Source organism: Flavobacterium frigidum, assembly GCF_048286795.2.
This window is the reverse complement of the sequence record NZ_JBLVPT020000019.1, coordinates 1-16685: the sequence shown is the minus strand read 5'-3', so window position 1 is coordinate 16685 and position 16685 is coordinate 1. Positions and strand designations below refer to the sequence as shown.

The 16685-nt window shown below is 31.5% G+C and carries 18 protein-coding genes; 7 read left to right on the top strand and 11 right to left on the bottom strand.

Annotation, left to right across the window (positions count from 1 at the left end; genetic code table 11):
• Nucleotides 1-62: 62 nt before the first annotated feature.
• Both recQ and ACNQGB_RS14445 read left to right on the top strand, forming a co-directional pair.
• The gene (gene recQ, locus ACNQGB_RS14450) at nucleotides 63-2174 is read left to right on the top strand and encodes a DNA helicase RecQ (protein ID WP_417944842.1); all 2112 of its coding nucleotides are present in this window, start codon (nucleotides 63-65) and stop codon (nucleotides 2172-2174) included.
• A gap of 9 nt (nucleotides 2175-2183) precedes the next feature.
• Nucleotides 2184-2657: a DNA-deoxyinosine glycosylase gene (locus ACNQGB_RS14445; protein ID WP_417944844.1), complete on the top strand. Its 474-nt coding sequence runs from the start codon at nucleotides 2184-2186 to the stop codon at nucleotides 2655-2657.
• 3 nt (nucleotides 2658-2660) lie between these two features.
• Here ACNQGB_RS14445 and ACNQGB_RS14440 read toward each other — a convergent pair whose 3' ends face one another.
• The 4 genes from ACNQGB_RS14440 to ACNQGB_RS14425 form a co-directional block, all read right to left on the bottom strand.
• Nucleotides 2661-3176 (bottom strand): DinB family protein, encoded by a 516-nt coding sequence (locus ACNQGB_RS14440; protein ID WP_417944846.1) that lies wholly within the window; start codon nucleotides 3174-3176, stop codon nucleotides 2661-2663.
• Between the two features lie 12 nt (nucleotides 3177-3188).
• On the bottom strand, nucleotides 3189-5774 hold the full coding sequence (locus tag ACNQGB_RS14435) for a phosphoenolpyruvate carboxylase (RefSeq protein WP_417944848.1): 2586 nt from the start codon (nucleotides 5772-5774) through the stop codon (nucleotides 3189-3191).
• A gap of 93 nt (nucleotides 5775-5867) precedes the next feature.
• Complete coding sequence (locus tag ACNQGB_RS14430) at nucleotides 5868-6347, bottom strand: Lrp/AsnC family transcriptional regulator (protein WP_417944850.1); 480 nt, start codon at nucleotides 6345-6347, stop codon at nucleotides 5868-5870.
• 76 nt (nucleotides 6348-6423) lie between these two features.
• Complete coding sequence (locus ACNQGB_RS14425) at nucleotides 6424-7578, bottom strand: M14 family metallopeptidase (protein ID WP_417944852.1); 1155 nt, start codon at nucleotides 7576-7578, stop codon at nucleotides 6424-6426.
• 312 nt (nucleotides 7579-7890) lie between these two features.
• Between ACNQGB_RS14425 and ACNQGB_RS14420 the strand changes: the two genes are divergently transcribed.
• The gene (locus ACNQGB_RS14420; RefSeq protein ID WP_417944853.1) at nucleotides 7891-8367 is read left to right on the top strand and encodes a helix-turn-helix transcriptional regulator; all 477 of its coding nucleotides are present in this window, start codon (nucleotides 7891-7893) and stop codon (nucleotides 8365-8367) included.
• Nucleotides 8368-8608: 241 nt separating this feature from the next.
• Here the strand turns inward: ACNQGB_RS14420 and ACNQGB_RS14415 are convergent, their stop codons facing one another.
• Nucleotides 8609-9169, bottom strand: a complete 561-nt coding sequence (locus tag ACNQGB_RS14415) for a 1-acyl-sn-glycerol-3-phosphate acyltransferase (RefSeq protein WP_417944855.1) — start codon at nucleotides 9167-9169, stop codon at nucleotides 8609-8611.
• Between the two features lie 60 nt (nucleotides 9170-9229).
• Between ACNQGB_RS14415 and ACNQGB_RS14410 the strand changes: the two genes are divergently transcribed.
• Both ACNQGB_RS14410 and ACNQGB_RS14405 read left to right on the top strand, forming a co-directional pair.
• Nucleotides 9230-9895 carry a spermidine synthase gene (locus ACNQGB_RS14410; RefSeq protein ID WP_417944856.1) on the top strand — a complete coding sequence of 222 codons (666 nt, stop codon included), beginning with the start codon at nucleotides 9230-9232 and terminating at the stop codon, nucleotides 9893-9895.
• Nucleotides 9896-9996: 101 nt separating this feature from the next.
• A complete protein-coding gene (locus ACNQGB_RS14405) occupies nucleotides 9997-10707 on the top strand; it encodes a potassium channel family protein (protein WP_417944858.1) in 711 nt (236 codons plus the stop codon).
• Here ACNQGB_RS14405 and kdsB read toward each other — a convergent pair whose 3' ends face one another.
• From kdsB to ACNQGB_RS14385, 4 genes are all read right to left on the bottom strand, one after another.
• Nucleotides 10708-11433, bottom strand: coding sequence for a 3-deoxy-manno-octulosonate cytidylyltransferase (gene kdsB / locus ACNQGB_RS14400; RefSeq protein WP_417944859.1), 726 nt, complete (start codon nucleotides 11431-11433; stop codon nucleotides 10708-10710).
• Nucleotides 11434-11484: 51 nt separating this feature from the next.
• A complete protein-coding gene (locus ACNQGB_RS14395; protein WP_417944860.1) occupies nucleotides 11485-12336 on the bottom strand; it encodes an AbiJ-NTD4 domain-containing protein in 852 nt (283 codons plus the stop codon).
• A 77-nt stretch (nucleotides 12337-12413) separates the two neighbouring features.
• On the bottom strand, nucleotides 12414-12587 hold the full coding sequence (locus ACNQGB_RS14390; RefSeq protein ID WP_470303597.1) for a hypothetical protein: 174 nt from the start codon (nucleotides 12585-12587) through the stop codon (nucleotides 12414-12416).
• A 229-nt stretch (nucleotides 12588-12816) separates the two neighbouring features.
• A complete protein-coding gene (locus ACNQGB_RS14385) occupies nucleotides 12817-14238 on the bottom strand; it encodes an ATP-dependent DNA helicase (protein ID WP_417944862.1) in 1422 nt (473 codons plus the stop codon).
• A 222-nt stretch (nucleotides 14239-14460) separates the two neighbouring features.
• Here ACNQGB_RS14385 and ACNQGB_RS14380 point away from each other — a divergent pair, with 222 nt between their 5' ends.
• A complete protein-coding gene (locus tag ACNQGB_RS14380) occupies nucleotides 14461-15267 on the top strand; it encodes a DUF3822 family protein (protein ID WP_417944864.1) in 807 nt (268 codons plus the stop codon).
• On the top strand, nucleotides 15264-15860 hold the full coding sequence (locus tag ACNQGB_RS14375) for an RsmD family RNA methyltransferase (protein ID WP_417944865.1): 597 nt from the start codon (nucleotides 15264-15266) through the stop codon (nucleotides 15858-15860). Before ACNQGB_RS14380 ends, ACNQGB_RS14375 begins: the two co-directional genes overlap by 4 nt.
• Before the next feature lie 75 nt (nucleotides 15861-15935).
• Here the strand turns inward: ACNQGB_RS14375 and ACNQGB_RS14370 are convergent, their stop codons facing one another.
• The gene (locus ACNQGB_RS14370; protein WP_417944866.1) at nucleotides 15936-16154 is read right to left on the bottom strand and encodes a hypothetical protein; all 219 of its coding nucleotides are present in this window, start codon (nucleotides 16152-16154) and stop codon (nucleotides 15936-15938) included.
• Nucleotides 16155-16210: 56 nt separating this feature from the next.
• Entirely contained in the window at nucleotides 16211-16492 is a 282-nt protein-coding gene (locus ACNQGB_RS14365) for a hypothetical protein (RefSeq protein WP_417944867.1), read from the bottom strand.
• Nucleotides 16493-16685: the final 193 nt, after the last annotated feature.

Sequence of the window (16685 nt, the reverse complement as noted above, 5' to 3'; positions counted from 1 at the left end):
CCTAAAAGGAACTCATTCACGAGTTCCTTTTTTTTTCCTTTAGAACTAAAATAGTTGCCAAAATGACTCAAGAAATTTTACACGCCAAATTAAAAGAGAACTTCGGCTTTGAAAAATTCCGGCCCAATCAAGAAGATATTATAAATTGCATACTTTCAGGGCAAGACACATTGGCTATTATGCCGACGGGTGGTGGTAAATCAATTTGTTTTCAATTACCCGCATTACTATTTCCGGGAATTACAATTGTAATCTCGCCACTAATTGCCTTGATGAAAGATCAAGTTGATGGGCTAAAAGCAAATGGAATTGAAGCCTGTTTCATCAATAGCAGTCAAACCGAAGACGAAAGACAATTTTATATAGAAAGCTTAAAATCAAACGTTATTAAGCTGGTTTACATTGCTCCGGAAAGCTTGTCTTTTTTAGACAATATTTTCAATAGTTTGAACATAAGCCTTATCGCAATTGATGAAGCGCATTGTATTTCATCGTGGGGACATGATTTTCGGCCAGCTTACACAAATCTTGGATATCTCAAAAATCGCTTCCCTTCTACTCCAATTTTAGCTTTAACTGCCACTGCCGATAAAGCTACTCGTAAGGACATTAGCCAACAATTAAACTTAAAAAATCCGAAACTATTTGTCGCTTCCTTTGATCGAAAAAATTTAAGTTTAGAGGTGCGTCCTGCTTTAGACAGAGTCAAACAAATAATAGATTTCATCCAAGAAAAACCAAATGAATCAGGAATCATTTATTGTCTTAGCAGAAAAACAACAGAAGAACTTGCTGAAAAACTACAAAAGTTAGGTGTAAGTGCTAAAGCTTATCACGCTGGTTTAGATAATCCAATTCGCTCACAAACTCAAGATGAATTTATCAACGATGATTGCAAAGTGGTTTGTGCAACTATAGCTTTTGGAATGGGAATTGATAAATCAAATGTTCGTTGGGTAATTCATTATAATTTACCAAAAAACATAGAAGGTTATTATCAGGAAATTGGCCGCGCTGGTCGCGATGGTTTGCCATCAGAAACCGTATTATTCGAAAGTTATGGCGATGTGATTCAATTGCAAAAATTTGCCTCTCAAGGTTTAAACGCCGAAGTGCAACTGGCCAAACTAGAACGAATGAAACAATATGCCGATGCGTTGAGCTGTCGCAGAAAAATATTACTCTCCTATTTTGGTGAACTCGTTACAGAGAATTGTGGAAATTGCGATATTTGTAAAAATCCACCACTTTTTTTCGATGGAACCATCCTTGCTCAAAAAGCATTATCGGCAATTATTAGATTACAAGAAACCGAACCACTGCCAGTAATTATAGACTTTTTGCGCGGTTCTAAAAACGCTTATATTTATGAAAAAGAATACCAAAACCTAAAAACGTATGGTGTAGGTATTGATCTTTCATGGTACGATTGGAATCAATATTTGATACAATTGATAAATCTTGGCTACTGTGAGATTGCTTTTCATAAACAAAATAAAATTCGGCTTACTAGTTTAGCTAAAAAAGTATTATTTGAAGGTGAAAAAGTACAACTGACAACGGTTCAGAAAATCAATATCGAGAAGCAAGAAATCACAGAAACCAAAAACAAATCAGTAGCAAATTCACTTTTTGAAACCTTACGGAAATTACGTTATGAAATTTCCAAAGAAGAATCCGTTCCTGCTTATGTAATTTTTAGTGATGCGGCTTTGCGCCAAATGGAAACTGAAAGACCAATGAGCGATACCGAATTACTAGCAATTGATGGTGTTGGTAAAGCCAAACTAGAAAAATATGGCGATGCTTTTATAAAAGTTATTCAAGATTTCCAGAAACCAAAAGGCACTAAAAAGAAAAAAGAAGCCACAACCTACAAAGAAACATTGGAACTTTATAAAAACGGATTGACTGTTGAGGAGATTGCCCAAAAAAGAAAATTAGGATTTAGCACTATTATGTCCCATTTAGCTAAACTGTATGTTGACGGAGCAGAAATAGATTTGGATTCGTTTATCTCAAAAGAAGAAGTTTCGCAAATTGCCGATGCTCAAATAAAACTGGAATCACCAAATGCCTTGAAACCCTATTTTGATTATTTTGAAGAAAAAATAGATTATGGAAAAATCCGATTGGCATTAGCAATATTAGAAAAAGAGAATGCTGTTCATTAAACCTATGCTATGATTCAATCTTTTCAACCGTATGTTGATTCACAAACCGAAATTTTGATTTTGGGCACAATGCCAGGTATTGCTTCGCTTGAAAAACAGGAGTATTATGCAAACAAAAGAAATCATTTTTGGAGAATACTGTATACGATCCTGAACGCTATGCCAATATCTGAAATGTTCGAAGAAAAAATACAGGTGCTCCAAGTAAATAAAATTGGACTTTGGGATGTCTTAGAGAATTGCGAGAGACAAGGAAGTTTAGACATTCATATCAAAAACCAAAAGGAAAATGATTTTGAATCTTTATTTAGTCTGTTCCCCAATATCCAAACAATTGTCTTTAATGGTAAGGAAAGTCATAAATACTTTTGTAAAAAATTTGGACAAATAGAAGGCATCACCTATCATGTGATTCCTTCCACTAGTCCTGCTAATACAATGAGTTTTGAAAACAAGCTGAAATTGTGGTCAACTTGTTTTTAAAAACTATAAATATCTTTCTTGAAAAATAGTCAGATGGTGTTTTTGATGTCCAATCATAATAAAACCTATTGCTCGAACTGAAACACCTGCATTTGAGGCAATTCCAATTCTCTTTAATTGTTCTTCGGTTAAACTTTTAAAAAGAAACAAATTCGAATGACGTACTGCAGAAAATTCAGTTAATAAATCTTGAATACTTCTAGTTGTTGCTTCGGTATTATTAACATAGTAATTCTCATCAAAACCTGGCAATGGGGTTTGATCGTTTCTGGAAATTCGCAAGGCTCGATAACCAAAAATTCGTTCTGTATCTATCACATGCTGGATGATTTCTTTGATGTTCCACTTGCCTTCAGCATATCTGTAATCAAATTTATCCATTGGAATGTTTTGCACAAAACGAATGAAATCATGAAGCGAAATTTCTAATTCTTCAATCAAATTAACAGCTCCAAGCGCGTTTAAATAAGGCGCATAAAAGGGAGCATATTCTGAAGTAGGTAAATGTGTTGAATTCATATTATCTGTTATTTAAGCTGAGTTTCTACTGGCGTTTGTATTCCCAAAAAGCGAACGCGTTACTATTTTTTCGTATACTTTAATCAATGCTTCATCGGGCATTTCCGCTTTATTCAATTCGTTAATTCGCAATAAAGCATATTGTTGTATTGTTAACAATGGCAATACTATACGTTCTCTAACTTGTATAGATGCTTTACCATCTGGATAATTTTCCATTAATTCTTTGTGACCTGCAATTTTTAAAAGTAAACGTTTTGTTTCTAAAAATTCATCATAAATAATTTGCCAAAATGCTCCAAACTGAGGATCTTTTTTCATGTAAGCCGTTAGAGGGAAAAATGATTTAGCCAATGACATCATACTGTTTTCTAGCAAGGTTTTAAAGAACAGGGAATCATCATACAAATCTTGTACTTTATCCCATTGATTGGTTTCCTCAAAATATTTTAGCGCGGTTCCTACGCCAAAAAAACCAGGAACATTTTGCTTTAACTGACTCCAAGAACCCACAAAAGGTATCGCACGTAAATCGGCAAAATCTAAATGCTCCGATTTACTCCTTTTAGAAGGTCGACTTCCAATATTAGTTTTAGCATAATATTTCAACGTACTCATTTGCTCCAAATATGGAATAAATTTGGGATGATTTTTAAAACTCAAATACTTTTCATAGCCTAAACCAGCTAATTGATCTAAAATATCTTTTTCATGCGCAGATAATTCATTTTGTCCTTTACTAAAAACTTGATTAGTCACACCAGCACTCAATAAATTTTCTAAATTGTATCGACAAGAATCCAAAGTTCCAAAATTAGAACTAATTGTTTGCCCTTGAACTGTAACTTGAATTTCGTTGTTTTCAATATTTGGACCTAACGAAGCATAGAATTTGTGCGTTTTTCCTCCACCACGAGCTGGCGGTCCGCCTCGACCATCAAAGAAAATCGCTTTAATACCAAACTTTCTAGAAATAGCCGTCAACGCCTCTTTGGCTTTATAAATACTCCAATTTGCCATTAAATAACCGCCGTCTTTTGTTCCGTCAGAAAAGCCAAGCATAATGGTTTGTTTGTTGTTTCGGCGAGCTAAATGTTCTGCATAAACAGGATTAGAATATAACTTCTCCATCATTTCATGTGCATTTTGCAAATCATCAACAGATTCAAATAACGGAATAATATCCACAGTAGGATTTTCCCAATTACTCAGGCGGAACAAAGCAAAGATTTCCATAACATTCAATGCACTGTCGTTGTTGCTTATAATATAGCGATTTGCACCAAATTCGCCATTATTGGCCTGAATTTCTTTAATAGTTTGAATAGATTCTAAGGTAGACCTTGTCATTTCATTATCAAAAACAGACGGGTCGAGATTGCCTTTAACTTTTGATAATATGGTAAATTTATCAGCTTCAGAAAGCTCATAATAATTCTTAGGAAAAACTAAAGTATTGGAATTAGAATACAATCCCACTACATCTTTGAATACTACATCGTGTATTTTACTATTTTGACGAATGTCTAATGAAGCAAAATGAAACCCAAATAGATTCACTTTTATCAATAAAGCATCCAGTTCATCCAAATACAAAGATTGATGTTGATCAATAATAATCTGCTTTATTTTATTTAATTGAGATTTAAAATCCTCTAAAACAATGAAAATTTCTCCTTTTGAATAAAAAACAGACCTATAAAGCTTTTGTTCCAGTTCTGTTATTAAAGTATCTACCCCTGAGAAGGTTAGCTTTCTTTTTAAATTTCTAATTTCTATATAGTAACACTTCAAGATTGAGGTTCTCAAACGATCTGCAACTTTTAAAGTAATTTCAGTAGTCACAAATGGATTACCATCCCGATCACCACCAGGCCAAAAACCAAGTTTAATCAAGGGGTTTTGTATAGAATTTCCTTTGAAAAGGTTCTTTTGCAAATAATGAACCATCTCTCCAGAGGTTTGATAAAATACATTTTCAAGATACCAAATTAAACTAACTGCTTCATCGTAAGGATTTGGCTTTTCATTTTTAATAAATGGAGTTTTCCCTAATTGAGCCAACAATTGCTTGATGTCGAGTAAGTTATTTTTCCGAATTGCATTCGTCAAATCATTAATAATACCAAGAACTGCTCCAGGATAAAACTGCGTAGGATGTGCCGTTAATACGGTCCTAACATTAAAATTTTCTAGAAAATCTATAAGCTCCTCTTCATTGTCTTTTACATCTGCCTTTTCCTTAATGTCTCGCAAAGACCCTATTCCTTCCATATTGTTTACAACAGGAAAAGCAGCATCTTCGATAGCATCAAATAAAACAATTTGACGTTCTATGTACTGAATAAATCGAAACATCAGATCTATTTTATCCGTTTCGGAAGCGTTTTGCAAATATCTTTTGGCAAAAAAATCTACAATCTCCTTCGGTGTTTCTTGCTTTTTAAAACCAATTTCGCAAACATCTGTAAACAACGGAAGTAAAACACCCGTACTATCAATAGAATCAAATGGTAACGTTATAAATACACTGTTGTAAATATGGTATTTTGAAAGAACATCTTGATTAAATCGTTCAATTTTAGGTAGTGTGTACATGGTTAGTTGAGGTTGGTTTAGTTAATTGTTCATAAAAAAAACCCCAAGAATTAACTTGAGGTTCTATTTACAATATAGCGCATTCAAGATTAATTACATATTTTTGAAAATAGTATGCATCAAGCGCTTCTTATCATTAATGCTTTCCTCAAGTGAAATCATTGTTTCTGTTCTGTAAACACCCTCAATATCATCAATCATAAAGATAACATCTTTAGCATGCTTGGTATCTTTAGCTCTAATTTTACAAAAAATATTGAATTTACCTGTGGTAACAGATGCTACTGTAACGAATGGAATTCCATTAATTCGCTCTAAAACAAATTTTGTTTGCGACGTATTGTTCAGAAAAACACCCACATACGCAATAAACGAATAACCTAACTTATCATAATCAAGAACTAATGAAGATCCCATGATGATGCCAGCATCTTCCATTTTCTTTACTCTGACATGTACAGTTCCTGCAGATATAAGTAATTTTTTTGCAATATCTGTAAATGGAACTCTTGTATTGTCTATCAACATGTCCAAAATCTGGTGATCTACTTCATCTAAACGAAATTTACTCATAACTCTTTAATTATCATTATTATTTACTTTAACAAAGTATAAAAATATACATAAAAACAACAAAAAGACATAAATATTAAATATTTATCATTCCGTTAACAATTTTTATGTTATTATCTAAATAAAAATCTGCTTTTTGATTTAATTTAGGAATGTTATTAAAATCATCTTTATAACTTGCTTCTTTAGCATCGTATTCAAAATGACCGAAATACCCTTCCAAATTTCCTATCTGAGAAATGTAGGCATTAAAAAAAATATCATTATCAATTAACTCTTCTTTATACTGAAGTGCAAAATTGGTGATTATTTCAATACCATCATAATTTATCTTGATGTTTTTATAGATAAAATCATAAAAAACGACTTTATTTTGAGGAATATTCAAGTATTTATTAATTCCGTTGCTAACTATAACGTTTTCGCTCAGCACATTAAAACTAGAAATTAAAGCCATGAAAACATATTTTCGCGTTTCTTCACGTTCATAATCGTAAGAAAAATGTCCGGCTTCTATAAGAATAGTTGGAACTCCTAAATACTGGAACGTATCACCAATGCAATTGAGATTAAAGGAATCATCAAAACGTCCGATTTGATTTGGTAAATATTCTTGAAGTATTTCATTTACACCAGCAATAAGATGAATTGCTTTTAATCGAGTGTCGTTAATTTCGCGATTCTCATTGTATGAAGGCGCTAAAAAAGATAGCGTTGCAGGTTTTCCAGTATCGCTTACGCCAAAAATAGTGCGCTGATCGTGAAGGTTAAAACAATAATCAGGTTTAAACTCTTCAAAAACAGCTCGTAAAAGCTTACTTTCTGACTGTGTAAGTGCTTGTGAATCGCGATTCAAATCAACTTTATTAGCATTTTCTCTGGTGTATAAAGCAGCTCCATCAGGGTTTAACATTGGAATACAATAAAAGGTAAATGCATCAAGGCATTTTTGCTCGCTTTCTGAAGCACCATGCAAGACATTCAAAAAATCAAACAAGGCTTTTGTAGTGGTAGCTTCATTACCGTGCATTTGTGACCAAAGAAATATTTTAGTTTTTCCTTTCCCTATTTGGTAGGAATAAATGGATTTCCCTAAAACCGATTTCCCAATAACTTTAAGCTGATTTGCCGTATTTAATTTTTTTAAAATCGGAACAATTGAGTCTAACGTAATGTATCGTCCGTGTATTGAATGTTCCTTATACCGATGAAATAATTCTTCTAAATTCATGCTACTTTATTTGATTTACAAAAGTAAACATCTTTATATTTACATTTGTAAACATTAAAAAGTGACCTAATTATATAAATGTAAACACTGTTTAGGCAGCGTCAATAGGGATCTGACTTTGTTTAGTAAACAATTAGTATCATTTAAATTTTTATTAATTAATTTATATATTATCAAGTACTTGAGCATTGTTATTTAACTGATAAGTTACATCTTTTTAAGCTCGTAATTCTATTTACAGTTGTGATTTTGGTATTTCAGTTCTTTTTAGTTACATTTGTAAATAGTTTTTTTTTTAAAAAACAATTTACAATGGTAAACACCGAAGATTTTATAAAAAGGTTGGAAATTATTCTGGATTATTATAGCCTGAATGCTTCTGCTTTTGCAGATAAAATTGGGGTACAACGCTCCAGTTTGTCTCACCTCCTTTCTGGACGAAATAAACCAAGCTTGGATTTTATTCTTAAAATACTAGATGTTTTTCCAGATGTAGATTTGTATTGGATTTTGAATGGAAAAGGAAGCTTTCCAAAAAACACAGAAGAGTTTGATAAAAAAGAAAGTCGCGTTGAGCAAATTGTAAAACAAAATATTTATACTCCTCCACCGACTGAAATAATTACTGAGAATTTATTTTCGGAATTAAAAATACCAAATTCGATTCCAGTATTGGAAACAAAAAAAATAGAAAATCAAATTAACGATAAAGAATCGTATTCTGCTGCTATTGACAAAATCGTAATTTTTTATAAAAATGGAACTTTTAAAAGTTATGTCCCCGATTAAAAAAAACAACCCCAATTCAGATTTCCAAATTGGAGTCATTCAAAAAAAAAACTAAATTGTAATTCTATTATCTAAGTACAAAAAATCAAGATTACTAATTTACTTCTACACGTAGCTTCGAGTAAATAGTACCATCAAAAAAAGTGAACAGGCAAATATTTTTTTGTAAATATGTTTTTTAAAGACTTATTTATATTTACGAAAAATTTAAAATTTTGGTTTTGATTTTTTTTAAACAAATTTAATTTTTTTTGACTGAATATCCTTTTGCCGATATTTTACCTTCAACACCTATAAAATGTTTCTTTAAAATAGTCATGTCACTTTCTATAGTTCCAGAAGGTAAAACTGGAATTCCAAGATTAACTTCTTTCTTACCAAAATCAAATGCGACAGGGATTATAGGGACGTTTGCTTTTAAAGCGATATAATAAAATCCTGTTTTCAATTCGGTAACTTTTTTTCGGGTTCCTTCTGGAGCAACTGCCAAACGAAAAATTTCTTTTCTGTCAAAAATAGCTGCAATAGAATCGACTTTGTTTAAACCTCCAGAACGATCCAATGGTTCACCGCCCATATATCTAAAATAAAAACCAAATGGAAAACGAAATAATTCTTTCTTACCAACCCAGTTCATTTCTAATCCAGTTATTCCCCTTGTAAAAATCCCCAAGTAAAAATCATGGGCACTGGTGTGTGGCATCACCATCATAACACACTTTTTTATATTTGGATCAATACCACCAATAATTTTCCAGCCCATGAGTCTGAAAAATATCCATTCGTAAAATTGTTTCTTCATTCTTTTTTATTTACTGCAAAATAAAAGATTTAAATCTTATTTTTGGATAAACTGCCAATAATGATTAAAAAAATATTTAGCTATTTCCTTCCGATAAAAATTTACGAAACAAAATCAGTATTGAGTAAATCGCTTGAAGTAACTTGGGCAAATGGTGAATTAGTTTTAGACTCGGAAAATGCTAATTATTCGTATGGCAGTTTACAACGTATTTTAAGATTGGGGTTAAAAAATATTGGATACGAAAAAATAGCCGTCATGAATCAAATTCTTATTTTGGGAGTTGGTGGCGGAAGTGTTATCAAAACATTGGTTGACGAAATAAAATTTAAAGGAAGTATCACTGGAGTTGAAATTGATCCCGAAATTATAAATATTGCAAATACCTATTTTAAATTAGACGAAATAAAAAATCTTACTATTGTAATTGATGATGCTTTTGAATTTGTTTTAAAAACTAAAGCCAAATACGATTTAATTATTATTGATATTTTTCAAGATACAACAATGCCGAATTTTTTATTTGAAACTTTTTTCACCAATAGGGTTTGCTCTCTTTTAAAAAGTCGCGGTTTTATTCTTTTTAATACGATGCTATTAAATGACAGTCAAAATTTGCGAAATAAAAAATACGTCTCTGAGTTTTTAAAAAATGAATTTCAAATAAAAACTATTCCTAGAGTTGAAATTCATAATGAGTTGATCGTTATCGAAAAATTAAATTAAATATAAATGGTAAATGGTCTTCTTGAAAATTTACAATTCAATATTCTCATATCGACACCAATATTTTGCACACCCATTTAATTATTTAATTCTCTGTTGGAATGAAAAAAATTTTAAAAAAATTGCTTCTTGGAAAAACGTCAAAGGGTTTTCAACCTAAATTTAATCCTATTCAAAAAAGGATTCAAAATATTCAATCCATTTGGAATAACGATCATCAGGAAGATAATGGAATTGAAAAAATCGTTCGGTTAGTATTAGCTTCGTCTCAATTACTTTTTCCCGGAATATACATAAAATATTGGGCCAGCAAAAAAGGAGTCGAATATCAAGATTTAGCTTTGGATTTCTATGTTCTACTAAAAGTGGTTTTTCCAATAGTGATTTTAGTAAATCATTGGCAAAGCCATCAATGGATTATTTGGATTCTTGTTTATCTATTTTTAGAAACTGTTTTTTATATTCCAACGTTAATTTTTGCCTCTGATTTATTTTCAAAACCACGTTCGTACAAAAGGTCTATGTTGTTGCTTTTTTTTAATTATTTAGAGATCGCATTCGCGTATGCCGTATTTTATTCTATTGATCGTTACTTAAACAGACCTTTCTTTCATTGGTTTGATGCTATTTATTTCAGTATTGTAACATCCTCTTCTATTGGTTATGGAGATTATTATCCCATTACCACAATCGGGAAATTTCTAGTTACAACACAAGCCTTACTGTTTCTGTTTTTCATTGTGCTTTTCTTGAATTTCTTTTCCACCAAAGTAAAAACAAAAGGCTATTTCGATCACGAAAATCTAGAGTAATTACAGCATTTTTCTCGCTTTTTCTAAATCTTCCGGCGTGTCTATTCCGATTCCAACATGTGTCGTTTCGACCATTTTAATTCGTTTTCCAAATTCCAAATAACGCAATTGTTCCAATTTTTCGGATGCTTCCAAAGATTGCATTGGTAAACTATAAAAATCCAATAATGCTTGTTTTCTAAACGCATAAATCCCGATGTGTTGCATGTACCGAACGCCCACATTTTTTTCTCTTGGATACGGAATTACCGAACGCGAAAAGTACATAGCAAATCCATTTTGATCCACAACCACTTTTACATTATTCGGGTTATTAATGTCCTCTTCATCTGTAATTTCGCGCATTAACGAAGCTAAATCTACTTTTTTATCCAAATCATTTCTAAAAACTTCAATCACTTTTGCCAAAGGTTCCGCATCAATAAAAGGCTCGTCTCCTTGCACATTAATCACAATGTCAACGTCTAGATTTTCGACTGCTTCCGCGATTCGATCACTTCCAGATTCATGTTCTTTGATGCTGCGAATAGCTTTTCCACCGTGAGAAACGATTTCGTCATAAATTAAATCGGAATCTGTTACCACAAAAACATCATCAAATAATTGCGTGTTTATGGCTGCTTCATAGGTTCTTAAAATGACCGTTTTACCTCCTAAATCCTGCATCAGTTTTGCGGGAAATCGTGTTGAAGCGTAACGTGCGGGAATGACTGCTATTATTTTCATTACTTTTTTATATTTTTAATTTGCCACAAAGACTCCAAGTCGCAAAGTTTTTTATTTTTCAATCTTTACTTTTAAGTAATTAATAAATGCTGAGCAGGAAACTAACATAAATTTAGCATCTTCCATACTAACTTCTACATCGTCAGTCAATAAAGAATGTCTAATTCCTCCCGCTTCGCTAGTATAACCATATAAAGCTGTGAAAGCGCTCTTCAAAGCACCGTGCAATTTATGTTTTTTCTCAATAATTTTCAATGCAGGACCAAGTGTTGTATTATCATTCCCTACAATTATTTTACTTAAAGATTCAACTGCTGAAATAGCTTCTTTAACAGAATTTCTATAATCTGGATTTTCTCTATTTGAAAAATAGGTAATCGCAGTTTTCAAATGAGTATTTACGGGTTCCCATTTAGAGGAATTAGTCAGAGCTTCTTCTATTTCAATAATTTCTTCTTCAGAAGTAATTTGCACAATATGTCCATCCACAAGCCGATATGCTGACATTTCTCTTTTTAGAGAATCATTACATTCCTCTGTGAAATTTAGCTCAAAATAGTTTATATCAAATTTTGATAAAAATTCCAAAAAATCATATTTCTCAAACCATTGACATTTAAAAAACCACTCTTTTAAATAATCAACATTATTATTAAAATTAATATAGCCATTATAGTCTACTGGAATTTCATCTCTACGTTTGCCAAAAAACTCTGTCCATATATGTACATAAACTGCAACTTCATGTGATTCAACATTATAGTAATTCGAATTATCTTTAATTTTATCAAAAAAATTAAAAAGAATTGTATTCCAAAGTCTATTTTCTAATTTTTCATCAATTGATTCTATTTGTATGGAATCTCTAACTGAAGTCTTACCTATTCTTTGTGAAAATCTCATTATTTATATGTTTATTTTTTCGTAAACTAAATTCATAAATTATCTTACAAATATAAGATTTTTTACACAAATCTATCCTAAATAATCTTCACCGAAGTTATACTCAAAGAACCTCCTAATAACTTATCATTAAACAAACTGAGTTCTTCGGTTTTTCCTTTTAGTCCTAAAGTATATATTAAAGGTACATAATGTTCTGGAGTAGGAATCGCAAATTGAAACGCCTTGTTTTGTTTTTCAAAATCTAGCAATGGTTGAAAATTTCCTCAATCGCATTCAATGGGCTTACATGTCCTAAAAACAAAACCGGCATTTTTTGGGTATTCGAAAAAGATCCTAAATTTTATGTAAGTCGTTTAAAGTATTCATAAACAATATATTTAAATGTTTTTTAAACCATTAAGAGATTTAAGAAGATTAAGATTTTGGAATTGTCACTTAATGAACCTTAATTTTCTTAATGGTTTAATTTTAAAATAATCATTCTACAAAATTCTCATCCTTAAATCCTATCAAATATAGTTTATTTTTGGCTCGGGTCATTGCCGTATACAACCACCGAATATAATCTCGATTGATGCCATCCGGTAAATACGGTTGCTCTATAAAAACGGTATTCCATTGTCCACCTTGCGATTTATGACAGGTAATTGCATACGAGAATTTCACTTGCAAACCATTGAAATATTCGTTGGCTTTTACTTTTTGGAACTTTTGGAATTTGGTTTCGCCCTCGTAATCTTTCAACACTTCCTGATACAATCTATTCGATTCTTCATAGGTCAATGATGGTGATTCACTTTTTATGGTATCTAATAATAATACAGTTTCAAATGGAATCTGATTGGGGTAATCAATCATTCTAATTTTTACTTTGGCAAACTTAAAACCGTACAATTCTTTAATATTGAAAATTTCTAAAATTTCGATGATATCACCATTGGCAATAAAACCCGCTTCATCAGAATCTTTCAACCAAAAATAATTGTTCTTCACCACCATCAGAAAATCGCCTGTTGAAAGTTCACTTTCTTTATCGAGGATTTTGGTTCTGATTTGCTCATTATATTGATTCGCTCTTTTATTGGAACGAACAATAAAAGCGGTGTCTTCTATACTATAATTACTGTAGGCAGAATTGATGGCATCCTGAATTTCATACCCATCGGTCAGACGAACTATATCTTTGAATTTTTTGACATCAAATTTGAATTCATCGATAAAGGAATCTTTCAATAACTCCCGAAGTTCAGTTGCGTTATGCAAAATTCCGGAATTTTCTTCCTGACGCATAACTTCGTCCAACTCGATATGTTCTACTTCCTTATCATAATTCATTCCTAAAGTTTGAATATCTAATGCAGGACTGATGTCTAGATTTACGGGAGGCAACTGAGCAGTATCGCCTAATAAAATCATTTTGCAATTGATACCTGAATAAACATACGAAATCAAATCATCTAATAAGGAGCCATTTTCATACAACTTCGAATCAGAATTCGTATCTGAAATCATAGAGGCTTCATCGACTATAAATATGGTGTTTTTATGTTTGTTTTGTTGTAACGTAAACGAAACGCCACCACCCGCAGATTTCTTGGGAAAGTAGATTTTTTTATGGATTGTAAAAGCGGGTTTGTTCGAATAATTGGCAATTACTTTTGCCGCACGACCGGTTGGCGCGAGCAAAACATATTTTTTATTGATATCTAATAAACTGTTTACAATCGTTGATATCACGGTCGTTTTTCCCGTACCAGCATATCCTTTTAATACAAAGATGGTTTTATTGTCTGTTTCGGTTAAAAAAATAGCAATTTTTTGAAAAAAAATATCTTGTTTATAGGTGGGCTGAAAAGGAAAATTTTTTTGTAAAAGACTATAAAACAGGGAGGAATTCATTTCGTGTTATTTGACTGCAAAGTAAAGAATGTTTTTTCAATTTCAATGTCAATAGCAATTTCAATTTTCAATTACTGCCATTGAATTTTGCTATTGTCATTGCTATTGCTCTTGTCATTGCAATTGAGTTTTGTAATTGATTTTTGCCATTGCCATTGCAATTGATATTGTTATTGATTTTTAAATTTGTAAGTTTGCGTTGTTGAAAAAATCAATAGTATTATGGACATTGCCGAAAAAAAATATAAAAAACTTTCCATTCAAGTTTCCTTGACTGGACTTTCTTTTTGTTGTTTTGATACGCTAAATAATACGGTAACTTCCTTTAACGAAGTGCATTTTGATACCTTTCATAAAGCCACAAAAATTGAAGATTTGTTTGCTAATGCTTTCATTAATCATCCAGAATTAAAGGATTCTTATGATGAAATTCTGGTGATACACAACAACAATCTTTCTACTTTTGTTCCAGAACCATTATTTGATGAGAACTTTTTAGGCAGTTATTTGCAATACAATACTAAAGTTTTTGAAACTGATTTTTTCGCTTTTGATGAAATTCCAAACTATCAAATGAATGCAGTTTACATTCCCTATGTAAATATCAATAATTTTTTCATTGACCAATTTGGTACTTTCGATTACAAACATGCCAATAGTATTTTGGTTTCTAAACTTTTGATCGCCTCCAAAAATAAAGATGATAAAAAAATGTTTGTACATATTAATATAGGTCATTTTGAAATCATTGTAGTTCAGAACCAAAAACTAATTCTTTTCAATTCTTTTGATTACAAGACGCCAGAAGATTTCTTGTATTATATTTTGTTTACGGCTGAACAATTGAACTTAAATCCCGAAAACTTCCCATTGGAACTAATCGGAAATATTGATACCGAAAGCGATTATTTCAAAATCGCTTACCAATACATTCGCAACGTTTCCCTCATTGATGTGGAAGATTTGCGATGGAACAATTATTTTTCTGAGGCCGAAAACAGAAATCATTTTATACTTTTCAACTCATGAGAATCATTTCAGGAAAATACAAAGGAAGACGCATTTTTCCACCAAAAGGATTGCCCGTTCGTCCCACTACCGATATGTCTAAAGAAGCGTTATTTAATGTTTTGAACAACCATTTCAGTTTTGAAGGACTTAAAATATTAGATTTATTTGCCGGAACAGGAAATATCAGTTACGAATTTGCCTCAAGAGGAAGTACGCCAATCACTTCTGTTGATGGTGATTTTGGTTGTATAAAATTCATCAAGCAAGTGGCAACCGAATATGATTTTAATATTGCCGCTACAAAAAGTGATGTTTTCACCTATTTAGAAAGATGTAAAACGTCTTATGACATTATTTTTGCAGATCCGCCTTATGCCTTGGACCAAAAAACGTTCGAAAAAATTATCTTATTAGTTTTCGAAAAAGAACTGCTTAATGAAGAAGGAATGATGGTCATCGAACATTCTAAATATACCAAACTAGATCATATGATTCACTTTTCGTTTCATAAAAGTTATGGTGGTTCTATTTTTAGTTTTTTCGAAATTGGTTCCGGTGATAAAGAAGATTCTGATAATGAATCAGACCAAAACGAAGGTGAAGAAGAATAATTTAGATAGTATATAAAACAGAAAAGCTCTTGAAATTACAAGAACTTTTCTGTTTTTAATAACCATTTAAAATAACTATTTACCAATTACCCAACCCAAAGTAAAGTTTAAAACTGGAACTAATTCACTGTCATTTTTGTCAAAATTATAACCAACACCCATATTCAAATCAATATTAAAATTCCCTTTATACGTTCGTTGAAAACCCCAAACCGGAGCTACAGTAATCGATGCATTTTGGGGTAAAAAATTATCATTAGTAGCAATTGATTTGAAATTATAAAAAGCGGTCATAGCAACAAAACCTCCTGAATTACGAGAAGTGACTTTACCCTTTTCTGCCCTTTTCTCTAAATTATAATAATGACGGAACTGCTCATTAATGTAAGGATAAAAGGTCCAGGTATTTCCAAAACTATTCGATGTATATCCAAACCTAAACTCAATTCTGAGTAAAGTGTATTTTTATCACTTAGACCATGTTCGTAAACAAATCCGGGAAGAAGTGCGTTAATTTTAAATTGGCTTTTTTCTACAGCAGGTTTTTCTTGTGCATTAGAATGTGACATTGTCATTAAAATAAAAAGAGCTACAAAAGCTGCTTTACCATTTTTAGGTACCGATAATTGCATATATAGTTATTATTAAGTTCTCGATAAATCATTTATATAATATCAGACGCAAACATAAAACTAAATTTTAATTTATAAGAATTTTCACTAGTGTCCACTAAAAAATAAAACAAGTTCTTTGAAATTATTGTAAATCTGTATTTTAAGAGTCATTTTTGAGCGTGACGATTTGAAATGATTATTATGTTCGTAA